The 13,838-nt window shown below is 38.2% G+C and carries 14 protein-coding genes and 1 riboswitch; of the genes, 1 reads left to right on the top strand and 13 read right to left on the bottom strand.

From position 1 onward, the window contains the following. Window positions 1–287 precede the first annotated feature (287 nt). From LM917_RS10015 to LM917_RS09975, 9 genes are all read right to left on the bottom strand, one after another. On the bottom strand, window positions 288–479 hold the full coding sequence (locus LM917_RS10015; protein WP_232697368.1) for a DUF2933 domain-containing protein: 192 nt from the start codon (window positions 477–479) through the stop codon (window positions 288–290). A gap of 157 nt (window positions 480–636) precedes the next feature. Further along, window positions 637–2,256, bottom strand: a complete 1,620-nt coding sequence (locus LM917_RS10010; RefSeq protein ID WP_232697367.1) for a multicopper oxidase family protein — start codon at window positions 2,254–2,256, stop codon at window positions 637–639. A 437-nt stretch (window positions 2,257–2,693) separates the two neighbouring features. Further along, window positions 2,694–3,221 carry a hypothetical protein gene (locus LM917_RS10005; protein WP_232697366.1) on the bottom strand — a complete coding sequence of 176 codons (528 nt, stop codon included), beginning with the start codon at window positions 3,219–3,221 and terminating at the stop codon, window positions 2,694–2,696. Window positions 3,222–3,313: 92 nt separating this feature from the next. After that, entirely contained in the window at window positions 3,314–3,886 is a 573-nt protein-coding gene (locus LM917_RS10000; protein WP_232697365.1) for a delta-aminolevulinic acid dehydratase, read from the bottom strand. Window positions 3,887–4,183: 297 nt separating this feature from the next. Beyond that, window positions 4,184–4,498, bottom strand: a complete 315-nt coding sequence (locus tag LM917_RS09995; RefSeq protein ID WP_232697364.1) for a DMT family transporter — start codon at window positions 4,496–4,498, stop codon at window positions 4,184–4,186. Then, a complete protein-coding gene (locus LM917_RS09990) occupies window positions 4,498–4,836 on the bottom strand; it encodes a DMT family transporter (RefSeq protein ID WP_232697363.1) in 339 nt (112 codons plus the stop codon). Before LM917_RS09990 ends, LM917_RS09995 begins: the two co-directional genes overlap by 1 nt. Window positions 4,837–4,895: 59 nt before the next feature. Next, a complete protein-coding gene (locus LM917_RS09985; protein ID WP_232697362.1) occupies window positions 4,896–5,477 on the bottom strand; it encodes a TetR/AcrR family transcriptional regulator in 582 nt (193 codons plus the stop codon). 140 nt (window positions 5,478–5,617) lie between these two features. Further along, the gene (locus LM917_RS09980; RefSeq protein ID WP_232697361.1) at window positions 5,618–6,346 is read right to left on the bottom strand and encodes a YkyA family protein; all 729 of its coding nucleotides are present in this window, start codon (window positions 6,344–6,346) and stop codon (window positions 5,618–5,620) included. Further along, window positions 6,343–7,191 carry a polysaccharide deacetylase family protein gene (locus LM917_RS09975; protein ID WP_232697360.1) on the bottom strand — a complete coding sequence of 283 codons (849 nt, stop codon included), beginning with the start codon at window positions 7,189–7,191 and terminating at the stop codon, window positions 6,343–6,345. Before LM917_RS09975 ends, LM917_RS09980 begins: the two co-directional genes overlap by 4 nt. Window positions 7,192–7,413: 222 nt before the next feature. Between LM917_RS09975 and LM917_RS09970 the strand changes: the two genes are divergently transcribed. Next, the gene (locus LM917_RS09970; RefSeq protein WP_232697359.1) at window positions 7,414–8,391 is read left to right on the top strand and encodes an LCP family protein; all 978 of its coding nucleotides are present in this window, start codon (window positions 7,414–7,416) and stop codon (window positions 8,389–8,391) included. Window positions 8,392–8,538: 147 nt separating this feature from the next. Here LM917_RS09970 and LM917_RS09965 read toward each other — a convergent pair whose 3' ends face one another. From LM917_RS09965 to nrdI, 4 genes are all read right to left on the bottom strand, one after another. Then, window positions 8,539–9,471, bottom strand: coding sequence for a methyl-accepting chemotaxis protein (locus tag LM917_RS09965; RefSeq protein ID WP_232697358.1), 933 nt, complete (start codon window positions 9,469–9,471; stop codon window positions 8,539–8,541). 397 nt (window positions 9,472–9,868) lie between these two features. After that, complete coding sequence (gene nrdF, locus LM917_RS09960) at window positions 9,869–10,864, bottom strand: class 1b ribonucleoside-diphosphate reductase subunit beta (protein WP_232697357.1); 996 nt, start codon at window positions 10,862–10,864, stop codon at window positions 9,869–9,871. A 12-nt stretch (window positions 10,865–10,876) separates the two neighbouring features. Further along, entirely contained in the window at window positions 10,877–12,976 is a 2,100-nt protein-coding gene (gene nrdE / locus LM917_RS09955) for a class 1b ribonucleoside-diphosphate reductase subunit alpha (protein ID WP_232697356.1), read from the bottom strand. Further along, window positions 12,939–13,322 carry a class Ib ribonucleoside-diphosphate reductase assembly flavoprotein NrdI gene (gene nrdI, locus LM917_RS09950; protein WP_232697355.1) on the bottom strand — a complete coding sequence of 128 codons (384 nt, stop codon included), beginning with the start codon at window positions 13,320–13,322 and terminating at the stop codon, window positions 12,939–12,941. Before nrdI ends, nrdE begins: the two co-directional genes overlap by 38 nt. A gap of 191 nt (window positions 13,323–13,513) precedes the next feature. Further along, window positions 13,514–13,716: riboswitch (cobalamin riboswitch) on the bottom strand. Window positions 13,717–13,838: the final 122 nt, after the last annotated feature.

Genomic DNA, 13,838 nt, shown 5'->3' with positions numbered 1-13,838 from the left:
CTCAATTTTGACAATTATTCATTTTATTTATCAGGGGCATAATGACCAAATGTGAAAGGGAACAAATCAAGAGGACACCCATCAGAGGGTAATTGGTAGGCTCCCCTCGATAAGCGTTAAGTAAGATCACAAGGACAACAAGAATGATCGGGAAGATACAGCATAGCGTCATCATCCACCGATGTGATTTTGATTCATGCTCCTGTTGAGAAATAGAATTGTTATTGCTTCCTTGATTATGATTTCCGCAGCAATTCAACTTCCATTCCTCCTCTTGAATGTTCTATTCATCGTGATAAGTTTTGAATATCCCTTCTCATTTGCTCGTTTTGGGCCCTTAACTCTGACAATTCACGCTGTATCTTTTCAGCATCCTCTTGTTTGCCTTTATCATGATAACCATGACCTCCACGCATTCCAAACATCATTAAGATCATCATGAGGGGACAAGCTAATAACAACAGCCATGACCAATCCATCTGAACACCCTCCCATTCCTAAATCCAATTTAATATAACTGTATTGTATGGGATGATTGTGTAGAAACCGTGTTGAAAGCATAGAGAAAACATGTAGCTACTCTACCACTAAGCTACTATGATAACCCATCGTCAGCAGCAAAAATGGACGTTTGGGTTATTCTGGTTTGTTGCCCACTCTTGGGTCAGGTGTGTAGTTACTTTTGAAGTCTTTATACATGACATCGGTTACCATACCCGCAGATGCATGGTGCAAATCGTGGCAATGGAACATCCAATCCCCTGGATTATCCGCTTCGAAAGCCATAACATATTGTTCGCCTGGCTTCACATTGAGTGTATCTTTTATGACAGGTGCTCCTTCAAGCGGTTGACCATTTTTGCTTAGAACTTGGAAGAAATGTCCGTGAAGATGCATGGGATGATCATCGGTCTTGGATTCATTCACAAAAGTAACCTTCACCTTATCCCCTGATTCGACCTTAATGCGATCTGTATCTGGGAAAACCTTTCCATTGATGGTGTAAACCATCTCCCCATCCTTCATTTCGGTATTCAGATTCAGAAGAACGTCTTGATCAAAGGATTGATTCAAGGAGAACTTGGTCTCGCCTTGTTTACCGTATTTCATAAGATCGAATTGCGGTAACTTTTCGGATGCGTTCGATGCATCGGTCTGTACTGTTGAACCTTCGTATGCAATTATGGCTCTTAAGTTTTTCACTCTGTCGTCACTTCCATGCTCTTCAAGCAGCCAAGATCCAGGATTGTTTGCTGTAAATTCTAGATCATACCGCTCACCTGGAGCGATAGCAATCCCTTGATCCGTAATGACAGCAGGACTATTCACAGGCTGTCCGTCTGAGGCAATTACCTTGAATTCATGCCCATGGAGATGCATGGTATGCGTGAGGTAACCCGCATTAATGAGGCGAAATCGAACTTTGTCGCCCTCTTTAACGACTAGCTTATCTACCGCATTACCGCTTTTCCCATTGATTGTATACAGATCATACATGCTCATATCGTGACCTTTCATACTTCCCGTTTCACTCATGTTCATTTCGCTTTGATTCGCGTCATCCTTCGTACCCATGTTCATTTGACGATGATCCATGCCTTCCATGTTGCTCATATCCATATTACCAGAACTCATCCATTCATCTAGCATAAGCGTGTAATCCTGATCGTAGCTCTCATTAGGATCTTCCACAATCAGAGAACCATAAAGCCCTTTATCGAGCTGATTAACGCTGTCTTGATGCGAATGATACCAGTAGGTACCTGGAATGGTGGCCTTAAATTCATAATTAAATTTTTTACTTGGCACAACCGCATCTTGTGTCACCCCAGGAATCCCGTCCATGTTATTCGGAACAGGATAACCATGCCAATGAATCGATACAGGTTCTTCAAGTTCATTTTTCAAATTAATTTTGACCGTATCGCCCACTTTGACACGAATCTCTGGACCGGGTACAGAATTGTTGAATGTCCATACAGGCAGAGTCGTATCATCAGATACCTTCAGATTACTCGCTTGTGCAGTAATGGTATATTCCTTACCGTCCACTATTGGGGTTTCTTTCGTAAGCAATATATTATCTGCATTAGCCTTTGAAATAGACGTACTCTCCGAAGTCTTTTTGGAGCCATCCATGTTCATTTTGGAATGATCCATGCCCACCATTCCATCTGTACCACCTGAACTTAAACAGCCAGTCATTAGTATGCTAATCGCACCAATCGCCAATATGATTTTGAGCTTACCTTTCATTCCTAGAACCTCCACTTCATTTCCTATTACAAATTACTATAAACAAAAAATATGTGGAAACGATGAAGGAATCTAAAAAATTAAAATATTCAAACAAGTTATCGGTCTAATGCGGTTTTTATAATAAATTCTGCTTATTTGATTGAGCTTTATTACACTAACACCCTGATAGTTGCAAAAGGATCTATTAATTTAACTAAAAGTTTTATAACAAAACTCTGCCATGATTTGAGGCATGCGTATTTGAAGTGAAATATGCGGGCTTCATGCCTGATTTTACGATTGATCCAACTGTGGACAATATGCTTGAATAAGCCTTTACGTATGTGGGGCCCCTCTTACTTGCATCAACGTCCCTCAAAATTTTATACTTTCTTATCCATCAAAAAAGCGTTGGACCAATCGTCCAACACTTTTTCTTTGAATCATAAACTATCTTAAAATCTCTTTTTTCTAGACGAGTAAATACCCATGATAATAATTGCTACACCAACCAACAAAAGTGGAATCGCAACAATGTACCTTGCATCAAACTGATCTAGTAACTTTCCTATCGTTGAAGCAAAGAAAATTAGTGATAACAAGCTTAAGATACTAGCTGGAATAATCAGTTTAGACTTGTCTTTACCTAATAACATCGCTTCAAACATTCCGAATGCAATAGCGAGAAGGGTTCCTGGCCACATATAGCCCCAAATATTATAAAGCATTGATATTTGAAAAAAGAAACTCGCAATTAATAGAAATCCAGCCCCTATCAGAATATCTCCATTCGAGTCAACCTTACTGAAGTGGATAATATGTAAGATGATTGCGATAGGTAGCATAAAAATGGACGGCCAATAGATACCAACGATTTGACCAATGTTTTGCCATTGGATACTAAAAAACGAGGTACTTATCGTCATCAAAAGCAGACTGGCAATAATAAGTAATGCACCGATAAAGAATGTAACTTTTTTCAATACTTACATCTCCTTCTTTCGATAAAATATATGAAAATTCCATTCATTCTTATCATCGGCTTATCTCACTCACTCCTTCATTGTTAAACAGGTTACCATTCTATACACTTTTCATTCGAGTACCATTTATACATTTCCATTTTTTCTGGATCTATTTTAATAGCTTGTTCGAATGCTTCCTTATCGCTCTGTTCATTTTCCAGCACTTCATAGAAGAAATGTATGGCAAATAACAATGCTGAATTGCCATATGGATAGTCATCTGGACCAATATACCAACTCGCGCCTTTTTCAATAAATGCATGAGCCAAAGCGGGATCTCCCAGTGTGCAACCATTTCCAATTACCTTTTTTCCTGCGAAGTCACCATATTTCAATATTTCTTTACTGGAAAAATTCCCCTGTGGCTCACCTGGTTCATATACCTCGTCACCAAGCTCTTGCATGATAAGCTCTCCCTCGTCACCATGAAAACATAACACGATGTAGGAGACGTCATCGTAAAGATTCTCGCCATTTAATACAGCTATCAAGTCATTTGGTCGCCCTATCCAATAAGTCATAACCTGGGCCCCAAAGTATTCGAGTGTTGAGCGTAAAGCAAATGTCTCTCCATCACAATTTTCTCCACAAATCAATGCAACTTTTACCGGTTTTTCTCCCATCTCTTCTCTCACCTTGCCTTCTTTTATCTGTCCTATCAATTATTACGTTGTTTATATGTAAAAGGTTCCCATCCGTATCAGATTAATTTAAATTGTGTATCTTTTTCATTGTTTACAGTTTACATGTTCTTTATTGTGTTATTCCTAAATGATGGGAGTAATAGTTAGGAGTTGATAAATATCTTGATAAGAAAACAAGGAAGAACTTCAAATGACAAAGGATAGTAAAAGGAACATTTGCCCTATTAAAAAAGAGCAAATGTTCCTTTTACTGATTTCTTTTCCCTATTCTATTTTCTATGAGAATGCTTTTAGCCCCGTTACCCCAATAATGATGATAATCAGGCTTAGCATACGTGCCAAACTCCTTGATTCTCCGAAAAATAGCATGTTTAATAAAACTGCGCCTGCTGTGCCTACACCTATCCATACTGCATACGCAATACTTACTTGTAAGTACTCGAAAGATGCGTATAACAGAATAAAAGAAAGCCCGAAGCCTCCCATGTACAAGGCAACATTTGCTAATGATTTGTTTTGGCTATATTTATTTAATCCAATGACACCAACCATTTCACTAGCTGCTGCTAAAAAAACAAATAACCATCCCATTATGAGGCAACTCCTTTCTCCTCTTTATTGTCAGCCAGTTTCAATCCGATTACTCCAACCAGTAGTACGCCCATAAAAAATATCTTGCCTAGATTAAAGCTTCCTCCAAATAAGAAGACATCCATTAAAGCAGTTCCTACTGTACCAAGTCCCGCAAAAATCGCATAAACGGTACCTGTCGGTAAATTTTCGCAAGCTTTCGCCAAGAATTGAAAATCCACCAAGATAATAACGATAATGATAGTCCAATGCCACCAAGATTCGGCAACATTAAACCCATATACCCAAAGTAGCTCGAACAAACATGTCATCATGACGTAAAACCACGATTTATTCATAACAATCACCTTCCTGACTGAATATCAGTCATTTTTAGTTCAAAAAAACCGGGGCACTCTTATCGGCTTTGAATACCGAGGGCATGACCCAAAAAAGATAGAACTTCTCTTTTTTGTATGGCTGCATTCTCTTCACTACTATTGTCATACAAATAAATTTGCTCGGCTGCAGACTCTATCACACCAATAACCAGCTTTGCCGTGCACACTGGTTGAAGAGAAGACCGAATAGAACCAGCTTCTTTGGCTTCAAGTAGAAAAGTGCTCATCCAGGAATAATACGGAGCATAAATTGATTCCCATTCCTTCAGGTGCTCTGTGGAGGCTAATCCAGCATAGATGAGTGCAAAAATATCGCGGTAATCTTTTGTAAGAGCAAATACAACATCTACTAACTGCCTAAGCCTATCGGAAAAAGGAGCATTTTCTTCTACTTGATCTTGAACAGCTCCAATAATTTTCTCTACCATTACTTCTGCAATCGAAGGCATAACGGATAGTTTAGATGGAAAATACAAGTAATAGGTGCCCTGTGCGATCCCAGCTACTTTTACGATATCTGATATTTTTGTCTTCTCAATTCCCTGCCTACGGAAAACCTCGATGGCAGCATGAATAATTCGTTCTTTTTTATTATCCAACCAATATCCTCCTTTCATATGACTGACTATCATTCATTTTACTTTTATACATGTGTAAAGTCAAGTTCATGAACAGGTTCATGGGAAAAAACCGGAAACTATTATGCAAATTCATGTACATAAAATTTTAACGAACAAAACTAATAAAAAAATAAAGGCACAACCTGCAAATTATGTGCAGATTGTACCCCTTTTTTGGAAATATCTTTTGATTTATTAATGCAATCCTTTGCCTCATTTAGTTTTTTGGTTTGATCATTAAACTGTTGTTGAAGTGAGGTAACATGATTAAACAATTGATTAACTTGTTGGATTTCTACTCGAATTGCTTTGATTGTTGTTTCCTTGGTTAAAAGCTGTTGATACATTTTCCGTTCAGTTTGTAATGCTTCCTGATATGCAACATCAATTTGCTTATTGGTTTCTTGTCTTTCTTTAAAGAGGGCCATGATATTCATTGCCTCGTTCCTGGTAACCGAATCTTTGAGTTGCTTAATCTTCTTTTCATTTTTCTGAACTTCATTCCATACCGTATCAAACATACTAACTTGATCGGCCATCAACTGCCCTCTCTTATCAGCTAACTGTAAGGCTTTGGTAATCAATGAGGTTGCTTCTTCGCGACTCTTTTTACCAACCTGCATGATCTGTTGGTATAAGTGGGCATTCATCTTTTCAGCTTCTTGCCATTCCTTCATTTTTTGAGGGATTTTTTCTTCCAGGTGTAACGCATTTTGAAACGTTTTAAAAACCTCTTTTTCCGCTTTAGGTTCGCAACCCTGTAGAATCCCAACAATCATTACTGAGACGATGATCAATTCCAGAATTCTTCTTGTTCTTTTTCGATTTCTTCTCTCCCGATTTCTCATAATCTCTGGTCATTCCAAAAGTTAACGGAGGCGTGCTCAGCTGGATTATAAACTTCGAATTCATAACCCATATCTTTCGCTGCTTTTATGATGTGCGGTAATGCTACGATGGTTTGTGGTTTTTCGTGCAGCAATACAACCTCTGTCGGCTTTTTTAATCCTTTCTTGACGGTCTCTGTGATTTTATTTGGTTGGTTAGGTAGTTTCCAATCATATGAATCAATAGTCCAATCCCACATTTTTAAGTCTGCCTGAACAATTGCATCTCGAAAGTTGTCAGTGACTTGAGGATGGCTTCCAAACGGAGCTCGAATAATGGTAGGAGTCACATTTGTTAATTTCTTTACGATGGCTTGAGCCTGCTTCATCTCGTTAATAAATGCTTGTGGCCCATGCTTATACAAGTTTTTGTATCCATGTGTCATGGAATGAAGCCCTGGATAGTGACCTTCTTTTACTAATCGCTTCACTGATTCAGGATATCGATTCATGTTGTTACCTAACATAAAAAATGTAGCATCTATATTTTCTTTATGTAAGATATCAAGAATTTCCTCTGTAAATTGGCTAGGTCCGTCATCGATGGTTAAATAAATGACTTTCCTCTCTTTCCCATCCCACTCTGAGGGTACAATTCTGTTATACTCAGTAATCAGATGACTACTTGCTTGGTAATTGGAAATCTCTTGTAATTCAGAAGCTACCGCTACGGATTGATAGGTTTGAATAGCAAAAAATCCACCTAAGCTTAATAAAAATGTTACTATTACTGTTATAGCAAGTCTTTTCCTTTTTTTTGAACCTGTTCTTTTTTTGTGTGTATCGTGCTGTCTCGCTGCTGACATTTTTTCACTTCCGTTTCCCTAGCTTCAACGTTTGTATCTCTAGGTTAATTGATTACCTGGAAAAAAGGGTTAAGGAAAAGTAACATTTCATAAAAATTTATACATTTTTTTACTGCAATTTGGTAATTCCCTTTGTTTACTTATTGTTACCTATTTGTAACAAAAAAAAGCCTGAAAACTGATAAACTATCTACCAGCTAGAAAAAAGGTGATGATTTCTTCATGAAAAAACGTATTAAAAAGAAATGGATTTTATGGCTTTGTCTAATTCCCGTTATTCTATTTCTCTTCTCTGCTGCCGGCTTTACGTATTACCTATATCAAAAAGCAGTTGCGGCTGAAAACAACATGTTTCAGGAATTAAACCGTGGCGAAAATTCAGTCGTACGAGATGACGAAAAGGACAACATTCAAGATAGCTTTTCTGTACTATTTATTGGTGTTGATCAAAGTGAAAACAGAAAAGATCAGTATGGAAAAGCAGTAAGATCAGATGCACTAATGCTTGCTACATTCAATAAGCAAAAGCAAACAATAAAGTTGGTTAGCATACCTCGCGATTCTTATGTATATATCCCAGTAGAAGGGAAAAAAGATAAAATCACACATGCCCACGCATTTGGCGGAGTTGACGGAACAGTTGAAACGGTTGAAGGATTACTTGATATACCCATTGATTATTATGTAAAACTGGATTTCGAAGGATTTGTTTCTCTCATTGACGTATTAGATGGTATAGAGGTTGATGTTCCTATAACCTTTAAAGAACAGGACAGTAATGACAGACCTGGTGCGATTCGTCTAGAAAAAGGGTTACAAACATTGAACGGGGAAGAAGCACTCGCACTCGCACGTACACGTAAAATCGATAGCGATGCAGAACGTGGAAAACGACAGCAATTAATTATGGAGGCCATTCTCGATAAAACATTATCTTTCTCTACTATAACCAAATCCGGTGCCATATTGGACGCTATGGGTGATCATATTAAAACAAATCTGACCAGAACGGAGATGTATGATCTATTACAATTTGGAAAAAATCATTCGCAGCTTCAAATTGAAAAAATGCAGCTTGCTGGATCAGATATCCATATTAATGGAATCTATTATTATCAACTAGATGACGGTCAACTTGATGAAATCATTAAAACTCTGCAACAGCATCTTGGATATCAACCAGATAAGCGTGTTTCCTAATCCCCTATTCATAGAGAAAAGCCGATTCTAATCACTAGAATCGGCTTTTCTCTATGATCAAATCCATTTTTACATGTATATTTGTGTTCAGACTGAAAAATCTCCTCTATCAAAATTTACTAGGAAAAGCTGTTTTTTCTTGAGCGACTACAACATCTTCTTAAAGTCTTTCGCCTTTAGATCAAGCTCTTGTGAAGCTGTCCCAATCCCAGCAAATTCTTCTACTGCTTTTTCGATCAAGATTTGGCTTTCTTGTAAGCCTGATTGAGAGTGCTCAGTACCCGTACTAACTTTTATCACCTCATTGGTAATTCCATCTATCTGAGAACTAACTTCTTGAATCGCGACCTCAACACGTTTAGCCAGATTACGGACTTCATCCGCTACTACATTAAACCCTTTACCATGTTCGCCAGCTCTTGCAGCTTCGATGGCAGCGTTTAATGCCAAAATGTTGGTTTGGGTTGCGATACTTCGCACGGTTTTAACTATCGTCTGAATTGATTCTGCTTGAGTTTTTAATGTTGCTAGAACGTTTAGATTCTCATTCGATTCTTCCACTAGCTTTTCCGTATATGTAACAACTTCTCTACTTTTGGTAATTCCTTCTTCAGCCCGCTTTCGAAGACTCTCAGCCATTGCTTGTAATTCAGTTGCGATCTCAGAAATTGTTTTTTCCCTTACTGTAATGTCCGTAGCTATTTTAATAATAGCTATTGTATTACCCTCATCATTGAACACAGGCATATAGGACGCTTCCAACCAAAGAAGTGTTCCGTCTTTCGCTACGCGCTGAATTTTAGCTTGATAACTATTACCGCTTCGCAAATTTTCCCAAAACAAACGATATTCTCTACTCGTAACAAAATCAGTCGTACAAAATTGCTTATGTATCAATCCTACTATTTCATCACTATCATATCCCATAGTTTCCGCGAAATAATGATTAGCCCAAAGAACCTTGCCTTGCGGATCAAATTCTATCATCGCTAGCGAGCCTTCGATTGCCCTTAAGACTGCATCTCTGTCTAGTACCTGACCAGATTCCATCCTGTCCCCATGATCTATGTTCATGCTCATTTCCATCTCTCCTTGTCCGTTAAAAGCTGTTATTTTAAGTTGATTGCATGTTGATAAAAATGAAAGATTACAATAGCATTAGCAATCATCTTTTCTTTTGACTATGTACGATAACTATACATCAAGTTGACTTATTCATGAGCCAATTACACAAAGATTTAATATTTTTCAATTAATCTGCTTTGAGCTATCTCTTTTCCGTTCATGTAATAAAAACTTCTATCGAAGTTTCTCGATGAAGCTGGTTCTTTTTTAGAGGATGTTTTTCATACGTATAAGGAAGTGATGCCAAGTAGTTTCTACTTTCTTATACAGTAAGAAAAACCGAGCGTTCTGCCAAAATGAATCGGCAGAATGAACGGCTTTTCTCTAAGAGTATTTTATTGTATGAATCTACTTATTTGATTGTAGTATCCAGTACCCGTTGGTTGAGGAAATCAAAATCATCATCGTGCAATGCTTCTACTTTTCCTTTCTGGTATCCTTTTCCTTTGGTAGAGAAGAAATCGTGCGTACTAGTTTCTGTACGAATACCATTTAAGACGACTGGGTTCACTTCTTCTTCCTCGAAGAAAGGTTCCAATCCTAGATTCATTAATGCTTTGTTAGCATTGTAGCGGATATACTTTTTCACTTCATGGGTAAGACCAATGGAATCATAGAGATTCTCTGTATAACCAAGTTCATTTTTATATAAATCTTGTAGCAGATCGTTAACAAAGCGGTCTGCTTCTTGTTTTTCCACAATACTAAGTTGCTGATACACTTCTTGAGCCAATACCCCGACAAATACTCCGTGTACGCTCTCATCTCGGATGATCAGCTTGATGATTTCTCCACTTGCTACCATTTTACCCTGCCCTGCCAGATAAAGTGGATAGAAAAATCCTGAATAAAACAGGAAGCTCTCCAAGAAAACAGATGCCACCAATCCTTGATACAGACTATATGGATCATCTTCTTTAATATTTTTATAGATCGCGTCAATGGTCGCTGTTTTATATTGTAAATGTTTTTCTTCTTGTACCCATTGGAACACATTATTAATATTCTCAGTGCTTGCTACAGTGGTAAAAATAGTGCTATAGCTCTTTGCATGAATCTCTTCCATCGCTGCCTGGAAGATTAGGATTGCTTTCTTTTGTTTTTCCTTAACGTGTTGAGCAATAAGTGGCATACCTACATTACCCTGCTCTGTATCAAGAAGAGTTAGTCCACCCAAGACACGCATATACGTTTCTTTTTCTTCATCTTGTAGGTGAACCCATGACTTCACGTCTTTAGAAATAGGAATCTCAGTATCTAGCCAGAACTGCGATGTATTTTGCGTCCAAATCATCTCCGTATAATCCGTTTCTGGATCGTTCCAGTTAACCGCTTCAAATGGTTTCATCTTTACTCCTCCTTAAACACTACAGCTGATGCATTCTTCGATCGTACGCTTCTTCGTTCTTGTATAGTAAAGGGTTTTTAAGCCTTTCTTTTGCGCATAGATATAGTATTTAGCTAAATCTCTAGTGGTATTGTCATCTTTTACGAACAGGATAGTAGAGATCGCTTGATCCACATGTACCTGTACTTCAGCCACTAGATCGATCACATTAAACATATCCATATCATATGCCTCTTTATAGAAAAAGAAGTTATCATCTGATAGATATGGCATTGGGTAGATCGTTTTGGAATCGCCATACTCTCTTTCCTCTATACGTTGTGTAATCGGGGCGATCGATGCTGTAGCTGATTGCAGGTACGAGATCGAGCCTGTTGGGGCAATCGCCAATCGATAAGAATGGTAGAGCCCATGCTGCTGAACTTCTTCCTTCAAACGAATCCAATCCTCTTTCGTAGGAATATAATGACCTTCGAAGAGAGTCGTTACCTTGTCCAATCGTGGAGAATAATCATTTTCCAGATAACGCGTAAAATAATTTCCATTTGCATACTCACTCTGTTCAAAACCTACAAACGTGATACCGCGTTCTTTTGCAATCAGCATCGAACGCTCTAATGAATAGTAGTTGACCATCATGAAAAATGTCCGAACAAAATCAATGGCTTCTTTAGATTCATACGAGATTTTATTTAACGCCAAGTATCCGTGCAAATTCATTGCCCCGAGGCCTACAGAATGAAGCTCACGATTTGCTTTTGCAACAGAAGGAACCAGATTAATGTTAGTTCTGTCACTCACTTCAGTTAAAGCATCCATGGATAAATGGACGGTTTCTTGAATCCGTTTATTCTTCATCACGTTTACGATGTTAAGTGAGCCTAAATTACAAGAAATATCACGGTTAATCACATCTGGTTCATCATAATCATTAATCACAGACACTTCACTGACTTGCGCAATTTCACTGCATAAATTGGAGAACTTTACACGTCCAATTTCTTTTAATGCATGATATTCATTGGCATTATCCACATACATGATGTAAGGATAACCTGACTCCATCTGTGTCTGGGCAATTTTAATGATCAGATCTCGAGCTACAACCTTTTTCTTGCGGATATTCGGATTATTAACCAACTCATCATACATCGCGGTAATATCCATGTCATCCAGATGTTTCCCGTACTCTTTATAAACCGTGTGCGGATAGAACAAGTACATGTCCTTATCTTTTTCAACCAGTTCAAAGAATTTATCCGGTGCAACGACACCTAAAGATAAGGTTTTAATGCGGATCTTTTCATCACTATTAATTTTCTTTGTATCTAAAAACTCATGGATATCAGGGTGGAAGATATTTAAATAAACAACACCACTGCCATCACGCTGACCTAATTGATTCGCATAGGAAAAAGCATCCTCGAATAGTTTCATAACTGGTAGTACGCCGCTTGCCTTGCCATCCAATCCCTTGATTTGCTCACCTGCTGCTCTAATTTTACTTAGATTAAGGCTTACTCCTCCGCCAATTTTACTTAATTGCAAGGCGGAATTAATTGCAAATCCAATCGCATTCATCGAGTCATCAACTTCTAACAAGAAGCAGCTTACTAGTTCTCCTCGACGTTTTTTACCTGCGTTTAAGAACGTCGGTGTCGCAGGTTGATATTCTTGGGAAATGAGAAGCTCTGCATATTGAAGCGCCTTTTTATGGTCCCCTTTTGCTAAAAATAGGGAGACGACGGCAAGTCTATCTTCATATCTCTCTAAAAACTTGGTCCCATCGTTCGTTTTCATTGCATAGTTATTATAGAATTTGAAGGCACTCATAAAAGATGGGAACCGGAATTTTTGTGTATAGAGGTAATCGTAAACCTCTTTTATCTGATCGAAAGAGTAAGAGTCAAATAGCTCTCTCTCGTAGTAGTCTTGGTCAAGTAGGTAATCAATTTTTTCTCGAAGGTTATGAAAGAATACCGTATTTTGGTTTACGTAATCGATAAAATAACTTCTTGCTGCTTCCCGATCTTTTTCGTATTGAAAGCTACTATCCTTTTTTACCAGGATTTCATTATTGAGCTTGATCCACTGTGGTAATTGTGTTGACAATGTTTTCTACCTCCTGCTTAATTGTTTCGACATCACGCTTCGTTCCGCTTAACTCGAACTTATGTAGTAAGGGAACTTGATAAGTTTCAGCTATCTGGTCACCTGCCAGCCCGTACTTAGTACCCCAGTTTTTATTACCACTAGCTACCACTCCATGCATCCAATCTTTGTTATTCTGCAAGAATTCCTGTGTAGTTGGGGGAACTTGTCCAAAGCCAGTCGTGTATGTGACCAAAATATATGGTTGTTGTAGTTGTAAAGCAGAATTGATCTGCACGGACTGCATTCCGAGCTTTTGGACAAATCGCTTTACATTGCCAGTTTTAGAGTCAAAAGCTATCAGCATGACTTTCACCCCTCCACTATTTTCTATCAATACTGACGTGACATTTCATTCGTTAGGGAACCAAATAAAAAAAGCGCATCTTGGTTTCGATGTGCTCAAAACGACGCGTATGTACAAAAAAGAGGCATGCCAAATAAGCAACTCCCAATTTTGGACCTGCGGGTCGTTTCAACCACTCATTCCCCGAAGATATGAAACGTATGAAGTAGGCAGGTCTACTGGCTTGTGCATCAAGTTACTCTGAGTCCTTCCCACAAAGAACACTAGATATAGATATTTCTTCGCAGTGGTTATTCTCATTTCATCCGCACATACAGTTGCGGGGACAGCTTGGGATTCTCACCAAATTCCCTATTAAGTCGACAATCTAACACCTAACTCCACTCAGTATTTTAAGTTGAATAATTTCCTTTTAACTAACCATATCTAGTAGTTGTTGAATCACAACAACACAATATATGCTACATGTCATAGATTACAACTTTTTGGCAGGAGAAGCAAGACCCATATTTTATT

The sequence above is a fragment of the Brevibacillus daliensis genome, assembly GCF_021245735.1.
In the GTDB taxonomy this organism is placed as follows: Bacteria; Bacillota; Bacilli; order Brevibacillales; family Brevibacillaceae; genus Brevibacillus_B; species Brevibacillus_B daliensis.
Note: the sequence above shows the minus strand (reverse complement) of the source record. Positions and strands in the feature narration are given on the sequence as shown.